General features: G+C 65.4%; 15 protein-coding genes. 8 read left to right on the top strand and 7 right to left on the bottom strand.

The features are described 5' to 3' along the window. Nucleotides 1–201 precede the first annotated feature (201 nt). Both cphA and ASF16_RS12375 read left to right on the top strand, forming a co-directional pair. A complete protein-coding gene (cphA, locus tag ASF16_RS12380) occupies nt 202–2,790 on the top strand; it encodes a cyanophycin synthetase (RefSeq protein WP_056167312.1) in 2,589 nt (862 codons plus the stop codon). Between the two features lie 50 nt (nt 2,791–2,840). Beyond that, the gene (locus tag ASF16_RS12375) at nt 2,841–3,368 is read left to right on the top strand and encodes a CreA family protein (RefSeq protein ID WP_369817146.1); all 528 of its coding nucleotides are present in this window, start codon (nt 2,841–2,843) and stop codon (nt 3,366–3,368) included. A gap of 377 nt (nt 3,369–3,745) precedes the next feature. On the opposite strand, the gene ASF16_RS12370 is transcribed toward ASF16_RS12375, so the two are convergent. Together ASF16_RS12370 and ASF16_RS12365 are read right to left on the bottom strand one after the other, a co-directional pair. After that, nucleotides 3,746–4,402, bottom strand: coding sequence for a DsbA family oxidoreductase (locus tag ASF16_RS12370; protein ID WP_056167307.1), 657 nt, complete (start codon nt 4,400–4,402; stop codon nt 3,746–3,748). Between the two features lie 287 nt (nt 4,403–4,689). Further along, nucleotides 4,690–9,657: an ATP-binding protein gene (locus tag ASF16_RS12365; RefSeq protein ID WP_235507353.1), complete on the bottom strand. Its 4,968-nt coding sequence runs from the start codon at nt 9,655–9,657 to the stop codon at nt 4,690–4,692. Between the two features lie 379 nt (nt 9,658–10,036). On the opposite strand from ASF16_RS12365, the gene ASF16_RS12360 reads away from it, so the two are divergent. After that, a complete protein-coding gene (locus ASF16_RS12360; RefSeq protein WP_056167305.1) occupies nt 10,037–12,088 on the top strand; it encodes a DUF4238 domain-containing protein in 2,052 nt (683 codons plus the stop codon). A 166-nt stretch (nt 12,089–12,254) separates the two neighbouring features. Here ASF16_RS12360 and ASF16_RS12355 read toward each other — a convergent pair whose 3' ends face one another. Beyond that, nucleotides 12,255–12,515: a hypothetical protein gene (locus tag ASF16_RS12355; protein WP_056167302.1), complete on the bottom strand. Its 261-nt coding sequence runs from the start codon at nt 12,513–12,515 to the stop codon at nt 12,255–12,257. Between the two features lie 215 nt (nt 12,516–12,730). Continuing rightward, on the bottom strand, nt 12,731–14,245 hold the full coding sequence (locus ASF16_RS12350; protein WP_056169082.1) for an AMP-binding protein: 1,515 nt from the start codon (nt 14,243–14,245) through the stop codon (nt 12,731–12,733). A 394-nt stretch (nt 14,246–14,639) separates the two neighbouring features. Between ASF16_RS12350 and ASF16_RS12345 the strand changes: the two genes are divergently transcribed. The 3 genes from ASF16_RS12345 (at nt 14,640) to ASF16_RS12335 (ending at nt 18,444) form a co-directional block, all read left to right on the top strand. After that, nucleotides 14,640–15,698 carry a DUF533 domain-containing protein gene (locus ASF16_RS12345; RefSeq protein WP_056167297.1) on the top strand — a complete coding sequence of 353 codons (1,059 nt, stop codon included), beginning with the start codon at nt 14,640–14,642 and terminating at the stop codon, nt 15,696–15,698. Between the two features lie 239 nt (nt 15,699–15,937). Beyond that, nucleotides 15,938–17,491 (top strand): SPOR domain-containing protein, encoded by a 1,554-nt coding sequence (locus tag ASF16_RS12340; protein WP_156372056.1) that lies wholly within the window; start codon nt 15,938–15,940, stop codon nt 17,489–17,491. 155 nt (nt 17,492–17,646) lie between these two features. Continuing rightward, entirely contained in the window at nt 17,647–18,444 is a 798-nt protein-coding gene (locus ASF16_RS12335; protein ID WP_056167291.1) for an SGNH/GDSL hydrolase family protein, read from the top strand. A gap of 30 nt (nt 18,445–18,474) precedes the next feature. Here the strand turns inward: ASF16_RS12335 and ASF16_RS12330 are convergent, their stop codons facing one another. Together ASF16_RS12330 and ASF16_RS12325 are read right to left on the bottom strand one after the other, a co-directional pair. Then, nucleotides 18,475–19,287, bottom strand: a complete 813-nt coding sequence (locus ASF16_RS12330) for an alpha/beta fold hydrolase (RefSeq protein WP_056169079.1) — start codon at nt 19,285–19,287, stop codon at nt 18,475–18,477. Between the two features lie 132 nt (nt 19,288–19,419). Beyond that, nucleotides 19,420–20,439 carry a M14 family zinc carboxypeptidase gene (locus ASF16_RS12325; RefSeq protein ID WP_056167288.1) on the bottom strand — a complete coding sequence of 340 codons (1,020 nt, stop codon included), beginning with the start codon at nt 20,437–20,439 and terminating at the stop codon, nt 19,420–19,422. A 169-nt stretch (nt 20,440–20,608) separates the two neighbouring features. Here ASF16_RS12325 and ASF16_RS26975 point away from each other — a divergent pair, with 169 nt between their 5' ends. Further along, nucleotides 20,609–20,737, top strand: coding sequence for a hypothetical protein (locus ASF16_RS26975; protein WP_255354952.1), 129 nt, complete (start codon nt 20,609–20,611; stop codon nt 20,735–20,737). Then, a complete protein-coding gene (locus tag ASF16_RS26560; RefSeq protein WP_200926898.1) occupies nt 20,706–20,879 on the top strand; it encodes a hypothetical protein in 174 nt (57 codons plus the stop codon). Before ASF16_RS26975 ends, ASF16_RS26560 begins: the two co-directional genes overlap by 32 nt. A gap of 25 nt (nt 20,880–20,904) precedes the next feature. On the opposite strand, the gene ASF16_RS12320 is transcribed toward ASF16_RS26560, so the two are convergent. After that, the gene (locus ASF16_RS12320) at nt 20,905–22,650 is read right to left on the bottom strand and encodes a sensor domain-containing diguanylate cyclase (RefSeq protein WP_056167285.1); all 1,746 of its coding nucleotides are present in this window, start codon (nt 22,648–22,650) and stop codon (nt 20,905–20,907) included. Between the last annotated feature and the right edge of the window lie 90 nt (nt 22,651–22,740).

The following is a 22,740-nucleotide window of genomic DNA, read 5'->3' as shown; positions in this document are numbered from 1 at the left end:
CTCTCGTATTGCTGCGCAATACGGGAGGGGAACGCCCCCAGCGCGGCGGAGCGGCCCTTGCGCGGGGGCACTCGCCTTGGTCGCGCCAGTTTCATGTGCCGCTGGCGTCACCACGTACTGTGTGAAATTGACGCTGAGCAACCTGACAGATGTAGTGAAGTCGGACTGTGGTCCCGACGGATATTGAGAAAGAGACTCCCCATGGATGTATCCCGCACACGGGCCCTGCGCGGCCCCAATCTCTGGAGCCGCCACATGGCCATCGAGGCCATCGTGACCTGCCCTGAAGCCGAGCGTGCCGTCAGCCAGATGGCCGGGTTCGAAGCCCGCCTGCGGGCGCTGTTCCCGGGCATCGGCGCACTGCACCCGGAAAGCGGCGGCCCCGACATCTCGCTGGCCCACGTGCTGCAGACCGCGGCCCTGGCGCTGCAGGCGCAGGCCGGCTGCCCCGTCACCTTTGCGCGCACCACCGCCACCACCGACGCGGGCGTGTACCAGGTGGTGGTGGAATACAGCGAAGAAGCCGTGGGCCGCAAGGCGTTTGAATACGCCGAGCACCTCATCCACGCCGCGCAAGGCACCGGCAGCTTCGACGCCGATGCCGTCATAGCCGAACTGCGCGAGCTGGACGAAGACGAGCGCCTGGGCCCCAGCACCGGCTCCATCGTGGCCGCCGCCGTGGCGCGCAACATTCCGTACCGGCGCCTCACGCGCGGCAGCCTGGTGCAGTTTGGCTGGGGCTCCAAGCAGCGCCGCATCCAGGCCGCCGAGGTCGACTCCACCAGTGCCGTGGCCGAATCCATCGGCCAGGACAAAGACCTGACCAAGCGCCTGCTGCACGCCGCCGGCGTGCCCGTGCCGCTGGGCAAGCCCGTCGACACGCTGGACGAGGCCTGGGAAGTCGCGCTCAAGGTCGGCCTGCCCGTCGTGGTCAAGCCGCAGGACGGCAACCAGGGCAAGGGCGTCACCGTCAACATCACCGACCGCGCGCAGCTCGACGAAGCCTTCCGCACCGCGGCCGAATACGGCACCGTGATGGTCGAGCGCTTTCTGCCCGGCCACGACTTCCGCCTGCTGGTGGTGGGCGACCAGTTGGTGGCCGCCGCGCGCCGCGAGCCGCCCCAGGTGCTGGGCGACGGCCAGCGCACCGTGCGCGAGCTGGTGGACATCGTCAACCAGGACCCGCGCCGTGGCGAAGGCCACGCCACCTCGCTCACCAAGATCCGCCTGGATGACATCGCCGTCGCACGCCTCACGCTGCAGGGCCTCACGCCCGACTCCGTGCCTGACAAGGGCCAGCGCGTCATCCTGCGCAACAACGCCAACCTGTCCACCGGCGGCACCGCCACCGACGTGACCGACGACGTGCACCCTGAAGTCGCCGCGCGCGCCATCGCCGCCGCCCAAATGGTCGGCCTGCACATCTGCGGCGTGGACATGGTCGCCGAGACCGTGCTGCGCCCGCTGGAAGAGCAAGGCGGCGGCTTTGTCGAAGTGAACGCCGCCCCCGGCCTGCGCATGCACCTGGCGCCCAGCTACGGCAAGCCCCGCAACGTGGGCCAGGCCATGGTCGACAAGCTGTATGCGCATGGCGACGACGGCCGCATCCCCACCGTGGCCGTCACCGGCACCAACGGCAAGACCACCACCGCGCGCCTCATCGCCCACCTGTTCACGGCCCAGGGCCTGCGCGTGGGCATGACCAACACCGACGGCGTGTACGTCAACGGCCGCCAGATCGACAGCGGCGACTGCAGCGGCCCCAAGAGCGCCCGCAACGTGCTGCTGCACCCCGAGGTGGACGCCGCCGTGTTCGAGACCGCCCGCGGCGGCATCCTGCGCGAAGGCCTGGGATTTGACCGCTGCCAGGTGGCCGTGGTCACCAACATCGGCGCGGGCGACCACCTGGGGCTGAACTACATCACCACGGTGGAAGACCTGGCGGTCTTGAAGCGCGTGATCGTGCAGAACGTGGCCACCACCGGCTACGGCGTGCTGAACGCGGCCGACCCCATCGTGGCGGCCATGGCACCGTCGTGCCCCGGCAAGATCATCTTCTTTGCGGCCGACCGCCACCACCCCGTGATGGCCACGCACCGCGCGCAGGGCCACCGCACGGTGTACGTGGACGGCGACTCCATCGTCGCATCCGAAGGCTCGTGGCGCGAAACCATCCACCTGCGCGACGTGCCCATCACCCGCAACGGCAAGATCGGCTTCCAGGTCGAGAACGTCATGGCTTCCGTCGCCGCCGCCTGGGGGGTGGGCATGCCCTGGCAGACCATCCGCCGCGGCCTGTCGGGCTTTGTGAACGACAGCGACAACGCACCGGGCCGCTTCAACATCATGGACTACCGCGGCGCCACCGTGATCGCCGACTACGGCCACAACCCCGATGCCATGCGCGCCCTGGTGCAGGCCGTCGACGCCCTGCCCGCCAAGCGCCGCAGCGTGGTCATCAGCGGCGCGGGCGACCGCCGCGACGAGGACATCCGCGAGCAGACCGTCATCCTGGGTGCCGCGTTCGACGACGTCATCCTGTACCAAGACGCCGCCCAGCGCGGCCGTGCCGACGGCGAAGTGATGAACCTGCTGCGCGAAGGCCTGGCCGGCGCGCCCCGCACGAAGCACGTCGAAGAGATCCGCGGCGAATTCATCGCCATCGACGCCGCCCTGGAGCGCCTGCAGCCCGGCGACCTGTGCCTGGTGCTGGTCGACCAGGTCGAAGAAGCCCTGGCCCACCTGGCCCAGCGCTGCACCGAAGCCCCCGCGCCCGGAACGGCCGCGTGACGATGATTGTGATGATGACGAAGAAGGCGCGGCCCACAATGACGATGACCATGAAGATCACGACCATGCAGACGACCAAGACCCGGGCCGCTGCCGCCTTCGCTGCGCTCGCAGCGTCGGCCCTGTGCATGGGCATGGCCGCACCGGCGCACGCCGCGTCCGGCGAAAAGATCGGCACCGTGGACACCGCCTTCCAGTGGGTGGGCCGCGACCACGACATCATCGTGGAAGCGTACGACGACCCCGCCGTGCAGGGCGTGACCTGCTACGTCTCGCGCGCCCGCACCGGCGGCATCAAGGGCACGCTGGGCCTGGCCGAAGACCGCGCCGAGGCCTCCATCGCCTGCCGCCAGGTCGGGCCCATCAGCTTTCCGGAGCCGTTGAAAAAGCAGGAAGAAGTCTTCAGCGAACGCATGTCCATCCTGTTCAAGCGCCTGCGCATCGTGCGCATGGTGGACGCCACACGCAACACACTGGTGTACCTGACGTATTCTGAAAAGCTGGTGGACGGCTCCCCCCAGAACAGCGTGACCGCCGTGCCCGTGGACCGCGCCACGGCCATCCCGCTGCGCAAGTGATGCCCCCGTGGCTGCAACTGCGGTTGCGGCTGCGGCTGCGGCTGCGGCTGCGGCTGCGGCTGCAGCCCCGTCACTGTCAGCCAGGGTAAGCATCCCGCCCCGCCCCTGGCACCCCACCCCACCCCAATCCGTTCACGCTGAGCCTGTCGAAGCGCCACACAGCACGCCGCCCAACCCCATTCACGCCATGTGAATGGACCCAGCCCGAGAGCGCACAGCACGCAAAGCACCCAACGCACAGCAAGACAAGCACACCACCACACCACCACACCACAACGACAAAGGGGCCCCAGGGCCCCTTTGTTTTATGTATTTTCAGCCCCTACCGCTTATCCAGCAAGCGCCAGCAGCTATACATTCAATAGCAAATCACAGCCTCACACCTGCTGCGCCGCAATCTGCCGCAGCGCCTGCTCGAACACCTCCACCGGCTGCCCACCCTGGATCAGGTGCCGCTCGTTGATGATGATCGCCGGCACGGAATTAATGCCGCTTTGCAGGTACAACTGCTCGCGCTCGCGCACCTCGTCCGTGAAGCGGTCCGACGCCAGCAGCGCACGCGCCTCGGCCACATCCAGCCCCACCTCGCCCGCCACCCGCGCCAGCACCTCATGGTTGCTCGGGTCCTGCCCGTCGGTGAAATAGGCCTTGAACAGCGCCTTCTTCAGCGCGGGCTGCACGCCCTGCTCTTCGGCCCAGTGCAGCAGCCGGTGCGCATCGAAGGTGTTGTAGATGCGGCTGCGCTTGTCCATGCTGAAGGTAAAGCCCAGCTCCGCCCCACGCGCCGCAATCGCCTCGCGGTTCTTCTGGCTCTGCGCGGGCGTGGCGCCGTACTTTTCTTGCAGGTGCTCGCCAATGTCCTGCCCCTCCGGGCCCATCTGCGGGTTCAGCTCGAACGGCTGAAAGTGCAGGTCCAGCGCCACCTCATCCTTGAGGCGGTCCGCCGCCTGCTCCAGCGACTGCAGGCCGATGATGCACCAGGGGCAGGAGACATCGGAGACGAAATCGATTTTGAGGGTGGTGGGGTTGGGCATGGGAGGGCCTTGGGAAGGGAAGAAGGACGGGATGGTAGGCGGGGTGGGATAACCGTGGTGGGAGGGGGTTTACTGGGTGGGTTCGTGTGGCTGGCGGTGAGGCGGTTGACTGCTTTGCAGCGATTGCCGTCGCACAATCGCGAGAGCGCAGAGACCGCATTGCTCTGCCTTACCGTCTTTGGATCGAACTTAGACAGTTGACGTCGGCGTCCCAGCTATTGCCAGCTGTCCCATATATCCATGCGTGACGAAACGCGATCAATAATCGCCAAAGGACTGTTCGTCGTTCAAAGCTTGAGAAGCTCCTCTTCCAGCCGCGTGGCCTCAGGCACGCCGAGCGCAACGAGCGCTGCGACGAGGTTGTCGATGGCAGGCCGCAACGGTGCGTTGCTACTGAAGCTGGAAGGGCTATGTACACGGATGGTCTCCATCACCAAGCACCAGCGGTGGCCCACCCCGTGATCGATCCACAGCTGTCGGAAATCAGGATATGCCTCAAGCCATACACCTCCAGCCTTAACCAGCACATCCAGTTGCTCGGCTCGTGGAGCAATTTCAAGCAGGTTGAGTAATGCCATGGCGACGAAGAGTGACGGCCCTTTGCTGACCAGTTTGTCCAGAACAGGAAGAAACGGACCGACTCGCTCCACGCCCTTCTCAAACAGGTAGCACTTCGATCCCTGCCCGTACATGTAGTCGTTAAAAAACAAGACGGCGATTGCTGGGCCAATGTGTATTTCGATGGACAAGTCCCTGCTTCGGCTGAGGCGCTCCCATCCACGCGTTGTCAGCATGTGGTCGGCGAGTGCACTCCGAATGTCTACGGCCACCTGCGTCGGAATGCTGTCGCCCCCGAAGTACACCGCATCGAGGCTGCGCAAGAAATCGACGAGCACGTCGTAGAAATGCCGATCTGGAAGCCCAACGATATGCCGCAATGCCAGTTCAGTAGCCTCAGACGTTGACAGACCGACAATGCAGCGCGCAACCGCCGCAAAGAACGTATCGTTCCACTCAGATGGCGGACGGTCCGTTTCGTCTCCGTCGTCTAGGTTCGCTCCATTCGCGAGGGCCGTCCAAGGCATGTAGGCTCTCACGATCTCACTGAGCCAAGGGCGGGTGTCATCATGGGAAAGAGCGTGCGCTTGGCGCAACCAGAGAGCCGCTGCCTGATGATTTACATGCTCTGCTAGCGAAAGCGCCGACGCTTCCGGTGCAGCAATCTGGGTTTCGTACAAGCTTAGTTGCCTTCTCGACCGAGCTCGCTCTACCGGGAATTTTGGCCACGTTGGCTCTGAGCCTTTACCTTCAAGCCACGCCATCTCAGCCGCAACGGCAGCCAGTACCCGTTCATGACTGCGCGCTTTGCTAGCGTCGACTTCTTCCTGTGACGCATTCCAAACTCGATCCTCTACGACACTCGCGCTGAATGCACATCGGAGCACAGCTCTCGGCAGGCGAATATCGACATCCGCGAGGACTGCGGCGGACGTCCCAAAGCCGTGCGCTGCAGCGTGGTTTCCTGTCGCCGCTACTTCAAGAAGCGACCGCACGTCTTCCGGCGTTGTCTGATGTCGCAACGCGTGGATCAATCCGGCATAAGCGATTGCGGTCGGATTGAAGCGCAGCCCCCCTCGCATCTGACGTGCAGGACCATCGTCGAGAGCTGCAAGAGTCTTGTCCAGTTGAGATCGGGCCCATTCTCCGTGCTCGGCGCGAAAGGCGTCATCGCCGTCCCGCATGACGATCATCGCGGCCGTCACGACCGCTTCCTCTTGCATGCGCCGCTCTCCGCCGTCGTCGTCAGATTCGACTTCTGCCATAGCTGTCGCAGAACGCCGCGCCCAAGCCACCGCTGCAGACCGACCTTCTGGTAGCAACCGAGGGGGATCCTCGACCGCAAGGGCCAGCGCAGCCCGCGTGGCGAAGTCTGAATCTCCCTCAGTCGCGGCGTCTCGCAAAGCTTGTAGATGGGTCTGCTCTGCCGTTGGCGATAGATACTGGCGCGCAGTCGCGGATGATCCGTCCTTGAGCGTCACTTCAACTTCCTGCCAATTTGCGGCATCCGAGAGGTTTAGCGCGTACTGAACCATGAATTCCGGATTGCCCAAATGCGCGCTCGCGGCAGGTTCACCCAATCGTGCTGCTGCGGTCGCCAACAGGGTTCTCAGTGTCGCGAGTTGATCCGGAGATGCCAGGAACGTGAAGTTGCCAATCAGTTCGTCGAGCGTTGTCCGTCGGGATGGCCGGCACTTCAGGTCAGCGGCGGTCACGCTGCCACGCGGTTCGCTATGCAAGGCGCCAAACCCGAAGAAATCCGGCATTTCGACGCGATCATGCACCTGACGTGTGTGATCGATGCACAACAGTTCGGGGTTACTGAGAAAAGCTGCCGCCACGTCAAGCGACTTGGGCCAATGCGAAATGATGAGATCAACTGCCACCAGCAAATACGCAGCACACGAGCCCTGCGGTCCGAGCACGTCTGTTAGCACACCTTCGAGTGCTTCGCCTGCCTCGATGCGGCGGTGCGCCCATGCTTCGAGTGCCATCAGTGCCGACGTGACGGCGTAGAAGTTGCTGTTGCGTGACCAGAAGTAGGTCTGCGCCCACGGGAATGTGCGCGCACCTCCTGGCAAAGCCAAGTCGAATCCATTCGTTCCTGGGTCTGCACCTAGGCTTCGGTGTGCGACTGCGTGTGCGACCAAGCGATGAACCAAGGCTAACCCGTTCTTGGGCGAGTTGGTCAACAAATCGAGGAATGGACCTTGTGCCGGCGATGCTGGAATGAACTGATAGTCGAGATAGGTAAACGCCTCTTCGCGCTCCCGGTTGAAGCGGTGCTCGTGTCGCCGGGGCTTTGTGATCAACGCCCGTGCAGTCAGGTTAGCCAGTTCTGCCGGAGCTGCTTGCGCCAGCGTGCCGCGCATCTTCAAGATGCTGCGCACGATATCTTCGTTGTGCTCACTTTCCCCCACTGCCGTCAGGTATTCAGCGGCAAGCTCTGGCGTAGTCTCCGCGAACATGACGAACGCTTCGCGAAGATCCGATTTCAAGCCCCCGCTTCGCATCGACATTGAATCTATTGGCTCCACCAACCTCAGCCAACGGTAAATCTGTCGTGTCGTAAACGGCGTGATATCGGAGGCGCCAAGCGTGCCAAGCGAGAAATTCGTGTATAGCTGAACAACCTCTGGGATAGCATCTTTAGGAATGCCATTTCCTACACCCAAGAGCCAAACAATCAATGTCGTCCATGCCAAGCCGCGCGGGACGTTGATTGATGAGGGTATGAGCGCAGGGTCGACTCCCGCAGCCGCAAAGACTTGTGTGGCAGGAAGCACTTCGACAGCAATGACCGTTCGGATGAGTTCGCGCAGCAGTTCGGCGCCATTGGCGAGAAGCTCGGGCGATGCGCGATGGAGAAGCGCTTCCGCAGCTTCGGATCGAGCGATGGCAAGCAACGCGGCGCGGCGCCAAGAACGATGAACTCCCGCTTGGCTCAGCCGATCAACGAGCGCATACCACCTCACGCCATCAGTCGCCCGCTCGATTGCCATACGCGCTGCCAGCTCAACACCACGTGCAAACATTGCCGTGGCCGGCCGATCTAGTTGTAGCCTGTCGACGAGTTCGGAGTGGGCGTGCAGGGTGCCTGCAATTGCCCACTCGCGCAGTACGTCATGACGAAACGCGACCCGGTCAATACCCAAATCCCGCAGAGTGCCGCTGAATACCAGCGCATCGATTGGCGCCGCAGCTTGGCCTGTAACGTCAAGGAAGTCAGCGCCAGCCAGGGTTTGCGTTGCTGCGGCTTGCAGCAGCCGCGCCCGATCACGCCAACCGGCATCGCGGGAGCCATCCGCTGTGGTCCACCACTGCTCAGCCATATCGACTTCAGTGCGCGGTACGGGATCAGATGCTGGCTGACTTGCTAGGCGTGCGAGGCGAAACAGGTTTCTGGCGACCTGGCGTGCGGGATGGCTGTCCGTTAGAAGGGAGGCAAGCGCAGGATCAGTCACCTTCAACTGCTCAATCTCCACCTTGCTCAGCTCACCGAGCATGACGGGGTCGGTTTCACCCAGGCGTGCCAGTGCATCGCTCGGCAGCCAACTGGGCTCATCAATCCCAAATTCGCTCCGAGCCGTCGCAACAACGGAAACTCCCGGAACGACAGAGGCTTCCCCGAGGACATCGACGACCGTGAGCCTCTCCTCTGTGCTGAAAGAGTCGAGGTTGTCGACAAAGATCGTGGCGCCGCCGTCATTGGCCAGTTCGACAAGCAACTCGCGAAGCGTTCCGTCGAAGCCGAGCTGTGCGCGCAACGCGGTCCACCCGCGGGGAACACACCGTCCTGGGCTGAGAACGATGACCTGACTTTCGGCTTGCATGGCCTCGGCCATCTGCCGCAAGACACCAGATTTGCCGACGCCTGCATCACCACGGATCTCCACATAGCGTCCACGATCCAATGCTTCACGCATTGCGGCCACACGCTCCTGTCGTGGAAGTACGACCTTGCCCACGCGATTACGAATGTCAGCAAGTGCCAAACGGGACGACTCGGCTAGCGCTGCTCGGGCCATAGCGTGCCGACGTTCGCCTAGGAGCCGATAGCCCAGCTGCGCAAGAGCTTGCAATGCTGTCTCGCGAGTTCTGTCGCCACCACTTTTCGCCACATCGATTGCTAGTTCAATGAGGCTGCCCCAGAAGGCGCCGACGCGCGATCCATCGTCAGTGTGCAGCACACGCACAGCGCGTTCTAGCGCCAGGTCATGAGATGCAGAGCCTGGGGCCGTGAAATCGAACGTCAGAATCTGCAACCGGCGCAGCAATAGCCAGACGGTCTCGTTGTCGTCTGGCGAACCTTCGTCTCGCATGTGGCTTTTGAACGTCTTGACGAGGGCGCGCATGTCGTCGTTTGCCACTCCCGCCAGATCAATTTGAGCGGCGAACGTAGCCGCGTCGCCAATCTGGCGCGCGAGCGTGAGTACATCCTGATATGCCCCATCGATCTTGCGCGATCCCTTCGTCGTTGCAATCGCCAGCTCATATCGCTGAGTCAGGAAGTCAGGCCGTTGCGATGCTTTGACGATTTGGCCTACGACTTTGCGAAAGATGGGATCGGCGGCAGCGAAGGTGATGGATCGCTTGACCTGAACCTCCAGCACCGCCAGCTTCCCAGACACATTGTCGTGGGCATAGATGACCACGTCGTCGAGCGGACGCCCCGCATTGGCTTGCTGTAGCGCCACTCGATCTATCGTGGCACCGGGAAGGCCGCGGGCGGGTGCCCTGGCGAGCATGGCTAGCAAGTATGACGCACCGACCTGGGCTTCGAAATGGGCGCCCGCTGGCCCACTGGCCAACGTGCTCGTTCCTGGACTACTGTCAGTTGGAGGTATTTCCTGCTCGCTCATGCTTCGCTTCGTTGGCATGCTTGCTATTGTGGCGGCATCGCAGAGTCTTCGAAGGACAGGGTGCCGGAGATGTTTCCCGGATCGACCACTGCAGTACGCCAACCCGTTCGGAACTTCTGAAGGTCAGTTAAGCATGCCAGCCGGTGGCAACGAAGCGCAGACGCCAATACAAAGCCACCGGCCCCATAGCGCTGGAAATTTACGCACGAGGAGCATGAACAAAATGGCAGGTCGAAAGCAGCATTTCATTCCGCAAGCCCTTCAACGCGGCTTCGGGGTGGCCAAGGGGAAGAAAACACAGGTGTATGTCTTTAAGAAAGGGCAAGAGCCCTATCATTCTTCAACCGAGGGAGTTGCGGCGCAGCGAGACTTCTACTCTGAGCCTTCGGACGAACAATCGCTCGATGACAAGATCACGACTTATGAGCGCTTAGTCTTGTCCCCTGCCATCAACGCGCTGCGTGAGGCCCCAGTCGGACCTGTTGACTCACACGTGGCAGCAGCGGTGGTTGTTCATCTGTCAATCCGTTCAGCATTCTTCAGGGACAGTTCCTCCGCTATCGCGACCCAGATTTTGGGTAGTCTCACAGACGCTATGCGCAGCGACGAGACCGCGCGCGTCTTTCTCGAAATTGACTCACTCCAATCCGAGGCGGCTTTAGTCAAGTTGATTGAAGAAGAACTTTTTCTACAATTTGAAGCTATTCCTGAAAGCGGCAGAAAAGTGCTTGCAAAGCTGGTTCACTTCCGGGCACGAGAGAAGTTTCCCGAGATGTTTCCGGCCATGGCCACGATGTTTTTGCAACAGCTCGGGATACTGCTCGATAGAGTTCCCCAGATGATTATTAGCGGACACAGCAAGGCACTGGATACAAATATGGCTCCACCGCCTCGCGTGGAACGCCTGAAGGCGATGAACTGGCAAATCTTCGGAGTTGAACCGCCGAACCACTTCATACTCCCCGATTGCCTTGCGGTGGGATCAAAAACATCGGACTTCCGGGAAGTGTTGCCATATTCCCTCATGAGCGACGATGAATTTTCCGGAGTAGCGATGCCTATTGGCTCCACGAAAGTGCTGGTGGGCAGCTTCAGTAGTCCAGAGGTCAATGTGACATCTCTGAATCGCTGTCTCGCCCAGTGTTCTTTGAACTTCTTTATCAGTTCGCAGGTTGACGAGCAAACGCTCGATGCCGCGCAGTTCCTCGGAAGCACAGTTTCCAAGTACGTTGACAGTTTGGTTGAGGAACAGCCGTTTGACGCACCTGAGAGTAGTGTCGAATCGCAAAAAACCAATGGTCAAGTGCCGGAACTGGTCAGGGTTCCCATCATGTTCGATCCAACGAGTCGCAAGAGCGGCAAGGCACAGGCCGCTGTTCGCAATCTGATGGGCGCACCCGAACTGCAGGCTGGTTTGCGAATCGTTGAAACCATCGTAGTTACAGACAACATAGTACGCTCCATGCGCGAGCGCGGAGTGCTTGTGAACGACTACACCGCTCAAGCCGTGCAGCTAGGAACCTGCCATGTGAATGCACGCCAAGACGGCGTCTCCTGTCAACTCTTCGTCACTACGCAAGCTGTCAATCTAGTCGCCAAGAGGCATCCGCTTGCCCGCGCTGCAGCAGCACTGATTCGTCACCAAGCAGGACGGGCGGTGTACTACGCCGCGGTGATCTCTAAGATTCCCCAGGAAATAATGGAACGACAGAGGCCACCGCTTGAAGCGATTGGCTTGCGCATCGCACACCTCTTCTGCTCGCATTACTTTGGTGGTCGGCTGTCGGGGCTTGGCCGCATGTCGGACGAGGATTTCACAGCCGCCGACGACCTCTACAGCCAGACTCTGGCTGCTTGTTTTCAAGGAATTGCCGATGCACGTTTGCACTTCATTCGGCATCGGGATGTGGATACAGCTCTGCTTCCAGCGCTTTGCCATGTGGAGCAAATGCTTTGCGCCACAGCCAGTGCATGCGCGGCTACTTGCGGTGAAGTCGGCCGCTGGAAGGCCAGCAAGAGCATTGAGATACTGAAGGCGGTCAGCCTAAGTGACTGGTTCGAACTCCTTTCTCTTGACCTAGGGCGCTTCTTTGACTCCCACAAGGACGTCGCAGGAGACACCGACCTTGTACTTCTCGGCAGTCACATCGAGCGCGTGCTTTGGTCTTTCGGTATCGCGCTGTCAACACCGACCCCGGAACAGATCTGGATGGATGTATTTGTGGACGAGCAATTCGATAATGTGCGTCTGATGCTAAGGGCCTGATGCGGCGAACTCGGTGCTTGTCTGTCAATGTCGCGTTACAGCGAAAACTGACATTCCCGACGCAAATCAGAACGGCCACTGTCAGCCTATACCGGTAGTTCATAACGCGAGTAAAGACCACGACTACACGTTCAGAACGCCCGCTGATCCAACACGGGCCCAGCCATCACCACGCAACCCGCATCAACTCAGCCTTCGACAAAATCACACACCGCTGGCGGGTCTGCTGGTACTTGCGCAATGCGGCGTCCTGGATGCGTTCGATGTTGCGGCCCACGGCCTGGGCGAGGGATGCAAAAGCGCCGTGCACGCCCAGGGTGTGCTCCAGCATGGCGCGGTCCAGGCGGACGGAGAGGTCGTGGCCTTGCGCGTCCAGGTTCACGATGATGAGGCCGGGTTGCGCTGCATCGGAGACGATCTGCATCATGGTCGGAGAGATAAGAACGAAGTGAATTGGAGGGTTGTGCCGTTGAGCTGTTACCGCTCGACTCGGACACACGAAGCCCGCAACTTTAGGGACACCGGAGGCCACCGCTTGTAGGACCGCAACGGAACCCGCTCACAAGTGGCGCATGTGTGGCTGAATAGGCGCATGGAGAGCAGCGATGACGCGGTGCTTCATCGCCAGCGCATGCAAAGCGTCTACCCGCGCAGTTCCGTCTTCAACACCTTGCCGTAGCTGTTCTTCGGCAACCCTTCCACCCACCGGTACACCTTCGGCCGCTTGAACCGCGCGATGTGCTCCCCGCACAGCGCGTCCAGCACTGCATCCTCCACCGGTCCGCCCTCGCCCGCCACCAGGTAGGCCACCACCACCTCGCCCCACTCGGCATCGCGCTGCCCCACCACGGCCACTTCGCGGACCTGGGGGTGCAGCAGCAAAACCTCTTCCACCTCGCGCGGGTAGATGTTGCTGCCGCCGGAGATGATCACGTCCTTCGACCGGTCCTTCAGGGTCAGGAAGCCATCGGCGTCCAGCACGCCCACATCGCCCGTGTGCAGCCAGCCGGCCTGCAGCGTGCGGGCCGTCGCGTCCGGGTTGTTCCAGTAGCCGGGCATGACGGTGTCGCCGCGCACCAGCACCTCGCCGGTGTCGCCGGGGGGCATGGGCTGGCCTTGGGCGTCGACCACGCGCACCTCCACCAGCGACTGCGCCACGCCGACCGAGGCCATGCGCTCAGGCCAGCGGGGGTGGGTGGTGTCGGCCAGGTGCGCGCGTGACAGCGCGGTGATGGTCATGGGGCTTTCGCCCTGGCCGTAGATCTGCACGAAGCGGTCGTTGCCCATCACGGCCATGGCGGTGCGCAGGTCGTCCGCATACATGGGGCCGCCGCCGTAGACAATCGTTTTGAAGCCCGACACGTCGGCACCGGTGGCGCGCACGTGGTCCACCAGGCGGTGCACCATGGTGGGCGCGGCAAACAGGGTGAGCTGGCCCACTGTGGCGGCCAGCTGCACCAGCTCAGCAGGGTCGAAGCCGCCGGACATGGGCACCACGTGCCGCCCGCCGCGCAGCACCTGGGCGTAGTTGTACAAACCCGCGCCGTGCGACATGGGCGCGGCGTAGACCATGGCGTCGCCGGGCAGCACGTCGTCCACGTCGGTGAAGTAGCAGGCCGTCATGGCCAGCAGGTTGCGGTGGGTCTGCATCACGCCCTTGGGCCGGCCGGTGGTGCCCGATGTGTAGAACAGCGATGCGATGTCGTCCGGGGCGCGGTCGTGCACGGGCATCGGCGCACCGTGCTGCTGCACGGCGTGCTGGTAGTCGGCTGAGCCCAGCACCAGGGTGGCTGCGGGGTCGGCGCCCGCATCACGCGCGGCGGGGTGCAGGGCCTCGGACACCAGCACCACGCGCGCGCCGGAGTCGGCCAGCACGTAAGCCAGCTCTTTGGCGTGCAGCTTGTAGTTGACGGGCACGTGCACGGCGCCGGCCCACACGATGGCGTGCAGCGCCTCCAGGTACTCGGGCGCATTGGCGGCGTAGATGGCCACGCGGTCGCCGGGCAACACACCGTAGCGTGTGCGCAGGCTGGCGGCCAGCGCGGCGGTGCGGGCACCCAGGGTTTGGTAGTCGAAGAGCACACGGTCGCCCTGCAGCACGGCGGGCTGGTGGGCGTGCAGTTGCGCGCTGCGGCGCAGCAGGTGAGCGATGTTCATCGGGTGGCGCCCCGCGCGCTGGGCGTGGTGGTGCCTGCCCTGCTGGTGCTGCATGTACTGCCCGTATTGCCCGTAACGCTGGTATTGCTTGCCCTGCTGGTCGTCGCCGCTTGCCGCATGCCTTGCCTCCTTGCATTGAGACAGCCACTGTACGCAAGCCGCGCCCAAGCGCACAGCCGATCAACTACGCAAGGGGAAACCCGGGTGGGCCGCAGGGCTGGCAGCCCCCTGCCCCGATGCACCTGGTTACCAGATGGCTGCAAGTCCCCACAAGCCGTGGCGTTGAAAGCGCGCGCCCTAGACTGCACCTGACTCCGCACGTCGCCCGTAGCCCCTTTAGGCTGGGGCGGAGTGCCAACCCCCTTAATTTCACGGCCTTGCAGGCCCGCACCGCATGACTCCAGAACAGCAAAAATCCATCCTCACCATCGCCTTGCTGGCCGCGTTTGCGGACGGCACCAAGGACGACGCCGAGCGTGAAGAGATCCGCCGCATCGCCCAGTCCCTCGCAGGCGACAGCGGCATGGCCGACCTGCCGCGCATTTACCAGGACGTGCTGCTCAAGCGCACCACGGTGCAGGCCGCCGCCGCCGCGCTGACCGACCCCGGCCACCGCCAGCTGGCCTACGAGATGGCGGTGTGCGTGTGCGATGTGGATGGGCGCCAGACGCCTGCGGAGGCGCAGTTCCTGGCCACGCTCAAGTCTGCGCTGCAACTGGGCGCGCAGCAGACCGCCGCCTTCGAGCACGAGGCCGATGCACTGGTGGACGTGGCCGAAAAAGCGCCGCCCTCTGCCGTGCCCTGGGGCGTGGCGGGTGCTGCGGCCACGGGTGCTGCGGCCTATGCAGCCGCTGCGTCGGCGCCTTCCTCTCCTTCTTCTTCGTCGTCCTCGTCGCCTGCATCCATGCCTGTGCCGGTGGCCGTGCCCGCAGGCCCGGGCGACGCCGAGCTGGACAAGTCCATCCTGAACTACGCGATGCTCAACGGCGCGCTGGAGCTGCTGCCGCAGTCGTGGGCGTCGATGGCCATCATCCCGATGCAGGTGAAGATGGTCTACGGCATCGGCAAGGCGCACGGCGTGGAGCTGGACCAGGGCCACATCAAGGAGTTCATCGCCGCCGCAGGCGTGGGCATGACGTCGCAGTACCTGGAGCAGTTTGGCCGCAAGCTGCTGGGCGGCCTGCTGGGCAAGGTGGCGGGCCGCACCATCGGGGGCGTGGGCAGCGCGGCCACCGGCATGGCGTTTTCTTTTGCCACCACGTATGCGCTGGGGCAGGTGGCCAAGCGCTACTACGCGGGCGGCCGGGTGATGAGCACCGCCATGCTGCGCGACAGTTTTCAGAACCTGCTGGGCCCGGCCAAGCAGATGCAGACGCAGTACCTGCCGCAGATCCAGCAAAAGGCGGCCACGCTGGATGCCGGCAAGATCATGGCGATGGTGCGGGGCGGTTGACGGGCGCCGGGTGCGCGGTGCCGGTGACGAGCAGCGCGGCAACCCTGCACATACGCTCCTGATTTGATAGCTGCTAGCGCTTGTCTATCAAGCGGTAGCGGCACATTTTTACCCAAACCCGCCCTGCCACGCAGCGGCGGGGCCTGCTGCAGTAGCGCCGTCAGCCGCCACCGCGGGCGCCCACATGGCACCGCGCCAGCGCTGCGTGGCCGCAACAGGCGCCGCATGCGCGCCAGTGCATGACAAAATCAGGCATGCGCGCCACCACGGATTTTGCAGACTCCCTCATCCCCGCCATGTCGCTGGACTCGCCGTCCGACAACGCCATGACGGCGCTGTACCGCGTGGCGCTGGGGCCGGTCAACACCGACTATTACCTCCCCGTCTTCGCTCGCTTTGACACCGCGGGCCGCACCACCACCACCTGGAACTGGGCAGCCAGCCTGTCCACGCTGAACTGGATGGTGTTCCGCCAGGTGTGGAGCGGTGCGCTGGCCTATGTGGCCGTGGCCGAGGGCCTGGCCCTGCTGGTGTTTGCGCTGGGCCGCCAGTTCTTGAACTGGCCGCAGGGTGTGGAGCTGGGCGTGCTGGCGGCGTTTGCCATGCTGGCGTTCACGGTGCCTGGCCTGTACGGCAACGCCATCCTGCACGCCGATGTCCGCCGCCGCATCTCGCGCGCGCTGGCAGCGTCGCGCACCGTGCCCGAGGCCTGCGCGTTGCTGGAGCAGCGCGCAAGCTCGCGCAAACGCCTGCAGGCCATCGTCGGGGTGAATGTGGCCCTGGCCATCATCGCGGTGGCGGCATACCTGTCGGTGCCCAGCACAGGGGTTCAGCCCGAGGCCGATGCGTCGATGACGCCCGCCGTGACCGTGGCGCAGGCGTCGTCGGCCGCGGCTGCTGCGGCGTCTGTGGCGTCTGCGCAGGCGGCGGCCCAGTCCACCGCAGCCGCATCCGCCCCTTCGCAGGACGACGCCACCCCAGCCACCACCCAGCCTGCTGCGACCCGTGCTGCGGTGACTGCAAGCCCCGGCCCAGCCGGGGCGGCACCTGCCACCCCTGCACCGGCCACTACACCGACGCCCACACCGACGCCTGCGCCCGCAGCCAAATCCTCAGCAGTAACGACAGCACAAGCACCAGCGCCAGCACCGACAACTGCACCCGCACAGGCCCCCGCGCCCGCCGCTACCGCCACCACGCCCACCAATTCCACTACGGCAAGATCCCAGGCCAACACGCCCGCAGCCCCAGCTGCCCAGACAGCGCCAGCGGGCAACGCGGCCAGCGACAAGACGAACTCCGCCAAGCCCAGCAGCCCACCCGCCGCCAAGGCCGAGGCGCCCGCGTCCAAGCCCGCAGCGCCGGCCAGCAAAGCCGACGCCGCCAAGGCTGCTGCTGCTGCCAAGGCGGCCACGAAGGCCGCCAGCAAACCCGCTGCCGCGCCCGACCGTGCCGCGCGCACCGCTACCGCCAAGGCATCTGCCGCTGCAGCCTCTTCTGCCAACGCGGCCACCGCCCCTGCGTCCGGCTCTGCCAGCGCCCCGCTGACCACCGTGGGCAGCACGGCGGGCTACTACATCAACGTGGGCCTGTTTGCCGACGAGGCCAATGCCCGCAAGGCCCAGGCCCGGCTGCTCAACGAGGGGCTACCCGCCTTCCGGCAAGAGCTCAACAACTCCAAGGGCCGCCGCATCCGCGTGCGCGTGGGCCCGTACGACAGCCGCGCGCAGGCGGCAACAGCGGCCGAGTCCATCCGCGCGATGGACCTGGACGCGGTGGTCTTCAAGCAGTAGCAGACTGGGTGGCTGAAGCAGCGGCCATGGCGGTCGCTGCGGTTGCGGCGCAATGGCCACGGGTACTCTGTCCTACGCGGGCCACGGCGCACCACCGACGGTGGGGCCAGGGGCGCGGCGATACGCTCGCGATTTAGCCCACGTCCTGCCCCACCATGCCACACCACCCCCACCACCGCCCCTCCAGCACCCGCCGACTGGCCCTGGTCACTGCGGCAGCAATAGGGGGCGCCTTGCTGGTCTCGGCCTGCGCACCCTGGCGCATTTTTACGTCGGTAGACCTGGCCAAGCAGGCCCAGCCCTACACCGCGCAGCCCCCGCAGCCCAGCCAGCGGCTGCTGGTCGTGGGCGACAGCACGGCCCTGGGCACCGGGGCCAGCAGCCCCGCCGACAGCCTGGCGGGCCTGATCGGCAAGGCCCACCCGCAGTGGCGCATCGACAACCTGGCCGCCAACGGCGCCAAGTTCGGCGATGTGGCGCAGCAGCTGCAGGGCGCCGAGGCGGGCTACGACATGGTGCTGGTGCTGGCCGGCGGCAACGACGTGATCCGCCTCACCACCCAGAAGACACTGCGCGCCAACCTGGAGCAGACCGTGGCGCTGGCGCGCGAGAAGGGCCGCACCGTGGTGCTGATGCCCTGCGGCAATGTGGGCCATGCGCCGTTCTTCGTACCGCCGCTGTCGTGGGCCATGTCCAGCCGGTCCGAGCGGCTGCACGCCATGGTGCAGGAAGTGGCCGCGGCCAATCAGGTGCGCTACGTGCGCCTGCTGCGCCCGCGCGATGAAGACCCCTTCGTGCTGCGCAGCGACGAGCTGAACGCCGCCGACGGCCTGCACCCCAGCAGTGCAGGCTATGCGCAGTGGTACCAGGAGCTGGTGGCCCAGGGCGGCCTGGCTCCGGCCACGCCGGGCACGTCTGCCACTTCCACCCCCGCCGCGTCCACCACCAACTAACCCGCGTTTGCGGCCGCAACACGCAGCGGCTCAACCAGGGCCGGTAGTGCCGCTGCAGGCCTGGGCATCGCCCTGCGGGTGGCCATCACCGTCCCCACCGGCCACCCAGCGCGCCACCTGCTCCACCACCCAGGCGCCGTCATCCAGCGGCAGGTCGTGCCCTGCCGCGGGGTGCCGCTGCAGTGGCACCTGCCAGGCCTGCGCAATGGCGATGGAGCACTGCACATCCACCAGCCCGTCGCGCTGGCTGGCCAGCATCAGCACACGCTGCAGCGGGGCAACCACCGGCGCGCGGTAGCGGGCTGCAGCGGCCAGTTGGCGCAGTGCGTTTGTGGACGACACCGGTCGTGCCAACCGCACGCGGGCCCATTCGGCCACGGCAGCGCCATGGTCTGCCACGCGGTGGCTGGTCAGGCGCAGCACCGTGTGCTCCATCTGCTCGGGCGATCTTGGCCGCAGCACCAGCCCCAGCAGCGCCGCGTAATTGCGCGGCCGCAGCCGCTGGTAGAAGAGGCTGAAGGGCTGGAAGCTGGTGTTGATGAGCACGCAGCCCGCCACCTCGTGCGGCGCCACGCGCGCCCATTCGGTGGCGACCATGGCACCGAGCGACATGGCCAGCAGGTGGTACGGCGGCGCCACGCCCCGGCGCGCCAGCTCGGCCCGGCACGCGGCCACCATGCCCGCCACCGTGGTGGGCGATGGCAACAGGTGGAGCAGGCCATTGCCCGGCAGGTCCAGCGCGGTGACAACATGCCCCGGCAGCGCACGCTCGAAGTCGGCCACAAAGCCGCCCCAGTGCGCTGACTCGCGCGTGAGCCCGCGCAGGAAGATCCAGGTGGTCATCGCCGTCATGCCGTCATGCCCAACAACGGTGGCGCAGTTTGCACAAGGCCCCGTGCCGACGCACGCTGCTGCAGCCACCGCGCACGGCTGCGTGCTGCGGCATCAGCCTGCCATCTGGTGGCCCGGCGCGGGTCAGTCGAATGCATCGCCATACCAGGCCGCCAGCGCATCCGCCCGCCGCTGCGCGCGCTGCTCGGTCGCGGGGGCCCAGCGCGCGTGGCTGCACGCTGCGCGCGACAGAAAGTCCAGCAGCAGCATGTGCCGGCGCAACACGCGCTGCTGCCGGTGGTCGATCAGCGGGTTGAAGATGCCCCAGCGCGAGAACAGCTGGCGCGGGTTCTTCTTGATCCACAGCCACGAGCCCATCTCCAGCGTCAGCGGCAAGAAGGTGTGCGTCGGCACGTTGCGGCAGGCCTGCAGGTACAGGTGGTCCCACAGGTCGCCGTGCGTCAGGTACTGCGCGCTCTGCGGCTCGATCACGTACGGGTGGTGGCTGTGGGCCTGCAGAAAGATCTCTTGCAGCGCATGCAGCTCGGCCAGGTGCGGGATGGGCTTGCGCGTGTGGGCGAACGGAAACCACAGCCGGTCCCGCACGCCAAAGCCCGAGTGGCAGTCCAGCGCCAGGCTGAAGCTGCGCGGCAGCAGCTCGGCCTCCACCACTTCGCACAGGGCCTGGGCTTCTTCTTCCATGGGCTCGCCCGCACGGCCCCGAAACCACGGCAGGCCCGCGCTGAGGCGCTGGCCGCCCACCCACAGCGGCACGCGGTCCATGGCCTCGACCGGCGCGTTGCGCATCAAATCCACGCCGCGCGGGTTGGCGCGGGTGGACGACCACATGCCGCCCGGGTTGACGATGGGCATGAACACCAGCCGCACCTGCTCGAGCTGCCGGTGCAGCGTGGCGTCCCAGCGCAGCCGCATCACCACGCTTTGCAGGTAGGCCATCACCACCTCGGTGCCGATGCGCTCCAGCCCGTGCACGCCGCCGAAAAAGCCGACCGCAGGTATGTCTGGCGCGTCGTTGCCGATGCCGATGGCGTAGATGGGAAGGCTGGGCCCCGCAGGCACCTGCACCTGGCGCACCACCCGCACGTCCAGGTGCGGGGCGCCCTGCTCGATGATCTTTTCCAGTGCCAGCAGCTCGGACAGCATGATTTTCCGGTGAATGGCGGCCCGTGGGGCGCGCACCAACAGGCGAGCTTAAGCGGGGCCCGGGCCCCGCGATAGCCCTGCGCGGGCAGCTGTTGCTATTCATCCCGGTGACGCCAAACCGTCACATTGGCGGGCTAACGTGGCCGCAGTCAACGGGTGGAGGTACACCATGCTCTGGAAAATTCTCGGGCTGCAGCGGCTGCTGGATGAGCTCTTCGATCAAGGCTGGGTGCGCTTTGACCTTCCCCGCACGGACGGATGGTTCCATGACGACGCGCCGGTCCCTTCGCAAGACTGAGGCCTACCGCCTCGCGGTACTGTGCGGCACGCTGGGCTGCGCGTTTGCATGGGGCCTGGTGGAGCTGCTGGCGCTGCAGCGATCGCGCTACCAGCTGTGGCGCGACAAGCACCACACGTCCCACACGCGGCTGCTGCGGTAGGGCTGCTTGCGCGCGGCCTGGCTCCTCAGGCCGCTGCGCTCTGCCCGCACTGCGCCGCCACCATCACCCGGTCGCGCCCCGCCTGCTTGGCGCGGTACATCGCAGCGTCTGCGGCAGACAGCAGCGCATCCAGGTCCAGCCCGGCCAAGGCCGAATCCGCCACGCCCAGGCTGGCCGTGACCTGCACCGGCCCCGCGGGCAGCAGCACGGCCGCACCGGCAATGGCAGCACGCAGCCGCTCGGCAAACAGCACGCCGTGGCTGCTGTCGCAGTAGCCCAGCAGCACCACGAATTCTTCGCCGCCAAAGCGCGCGGCCAGGTCGCCCTCTCGCAGCATCGCACGCACCCCGTCGGCGACCGCACGCAGCGCCGTGTCGCCCGCTGCATGGCCGTGGTTGTCGTTGAGCTGCTTGAACCGGTCGATGTCCATCATCACCACCGCCACCGCAAACCCATGGCGCGACGCAGCGGCCAGCATGCACTGCGCCGCTGCCAGAAACGCCCGCCGGTTGGGCAGCCCGGTCAGGCAATCGGTTTCGGACTGCAGCCGAAGCTGCTCGATGAGCTGGTCGCGCTCGCGCTCCAGGTCGCGGCGCTGCCGGGTCTGCACCTGCAGCGACCGCACGGCGCCGATCACCTCGGCCATCTCGTCGTCGCCCAGCGGCACGGGCAGCGGCGCGCTCAGGTCGTCGCGGGCCAGCGCGCGCAGGGCGCTGGTGGTCTTGACCAGGGGTTGCAGCACGCGCCGCTGGATCATGACCAGCGCACCGCCCAGCACCAGCAGCAGCCCCGTGGCACCCGCCAGCACCCACAGCAGCGTGGTCACCGCGCGCGCATGCTCGGCCGATGCCTTGTGGCGGGCCTGCGCCAGCAGCACATCGCGCAGCGCCGGTAAGGGCTCCATGTCGGGCACATAGAGCGCGGCGAATTGCGCAGCCGTCAGGCCATAGATCCCGTCGCGCTCGCCCCGGGCCATCACGTCTTCGGCCAGCGCATAGGCCGCGCCAAAGTACCGCATGGTCACCGCGCCCCATGCATCCACCACCGGGTCGGAGGCCTGGTGCAACTGCAAGCGCAACTCCAGCAGCGCGCGCAGCCGCTCGATGCCGCCACGGGTCTCGTCGATGGCGCGGCGCTCTGCCACCGCAAACGTCTGGCCCGTGACAATGGCCGCCGTGAAGTGCGAGCCGAGCAGCCCCGCCTGGTCGCGCAAATGGATCGCCAGGCTGGCGCCGTGCACCTCGTCACCCAGCGCCGGGTACGCGCTCAGCGACGACCGGGCCGATGCATTGATCAACGGTGCGAGCAAAGGCACCACCGCAGCCATGCCGTTCACGGCCTGCCGGATCATGGGGTGCGTGCGCTGCGCCTTCGGGAGCGCGAGGACATCGTCCACCGCGGTGCGGGCCCTGGACAGCGCCATCACTGCACGCCGCTGCCGCTCGGCCGCATCGTCGGCATACGGTGCGTGCGCCACGGACTGCTGCAACTGCGCCAGCGCATGGTCCGTGCGCTCGCGGGCATCGCGCAGGGCTTTGAGACGCTCTGGCGCCGCGGGCAAGCCGTCGCCCAGCGCTGCGTTGGTGGGGCCGCGCTCTCGCGACAGCATCTCGACCGCGCGCAGGCCCAGCTGAAGCTCGTCGAGCGCGTGCAGGCTGTGGGTCGCCTTGCGCACCGACTGCCATTCGGTCGTTGCCACGCGCCCCACCAGCAGCACGGTGGCCAGCAGGATGAGCGCTCCCAGCAGTTGAAGCAATCGGCTGAGTTGCATGAATACACGCGCTGCCTGCCGCGGCAGTCACGCTCAAAAAGGCCTTGTTTTCAGGTGTTTTTGCTGCAGGCTCTCCCTACCCCGACCCGC

Source organism: Acidovorax sp. Leaf78 (genome assembly GCF_001422735.1).
GTDB lineage: Bacteria > Pseudomonadota > Gammaproteobacteria > Burkholderiales > Burkholderiaceae_C > Acidovorax.
Note: the sequence above shows the minus strand (reverse complement) of the source record. Positions and strands in the feature narration are given on the sequence as shown.

Excerpts from the sequence above, each read along its gene's own strand:
- cphA (WP_056167312.1), top strand. The coding sequence starts at position 202 with ATGGATGTATCCCGCACACGGGCCCTGCGCGGCCCCAATCTCTGGAGC.
- ASF16_RS12375 (WP_369817146.1), top strand. The coding sequence starts at position 2,841 with ATGAAGATCACGACCATGCAGACGACCAAGACCCGGGCCGCTGCCGCC.
- ASF16_RS12370 (WP_056167307.1), bottom strand. The coding sequence starts at position 4,402 with ATGCCCAACCCCACCACCCTCAAAATCGATTTCGTCTCCGATGTCTCC.
- ASF16_RS12360 (WP_056167305.1), top strand. The coding sequence starts at position 10,037 with ATGAACAAAATGGCAGGTCGAAAGCAGCATTTCATTCCGCAAGCCCTT.
- ASF16_RS12355 (WP_056167302.1), bottom strand. The coding sequence starts at position 12,515 with ATGATGCAGATCGTCTCCGATGCAGCGCAACCCGGCCTCATCATCGTG.
- ASF16_RS12350 (WP_056169082.1), bottom strand. The coding sequence starts at position 14,245 with ATGAACATCGCTCACCTGCTGCGCCGCAGCGCGCAACTGCACGCCCAC.
- ASF16_RS12345 (WP_056167297.1), top strand. The coding sequence starts at position 14,640 with ATGACTCCAGAACAGCAAAAATCCATCCTCACCATCGCCTTGCTGGCC.
- ASF16_RS12340 (WP_156372056.1), top strand. The coding sequence starts at position 15,938 with ATGACAAAATCAGGCATGCGCGCCACCACGGATTTTGCAGACTCCCTC.
- ASF16_RS12335 (WP_056167291.1), top strand. The coding sequence starts at position 17,647 with ATGCCACACCACCCCCACCACCGCCCCTCCAGCACCCGCCGACTGGCC.
- ASF16_RS12330 (WP_056169079.1), bottom strand. The coding sequence starts at position 19,287 with ATGACCACCTGGATCTTCCTGCGCGGGCTCACGCGCGAGTCAGCGCAC.
- ASF16_RS12325 (WP_056167288.1), bottom strand. The coding sequence starts at position 20,439 with ATGCTGTCCGAGCTGCTGGCACTGGAAAAGATCATCGAGCAGGGCGCC.
- ASF16_RS26975 (WP_255354952.1), top strand. The coding sequence starts at position 20,609 with ATGCTCTGGAAAATTCTCGGGCTGCAGCGGCTGCTGGATGAGCTCTTC.
- ASF16_RS26560 (WP_200926898.1), top strand. The coding sequence starts at position 20,706 with ATGACGACGCGCCGGTCCCTTCGCAAGACTGAGGCCTACCGCCTCGCG.
- ASF16_RS12320 (WP_056167285.1), bottom strand. The coding sequence starts at position 22,650 with ATGCAACTCAGCCGATTGCTTCAACTGCTGGGAGCGCTCATCCTGCTG.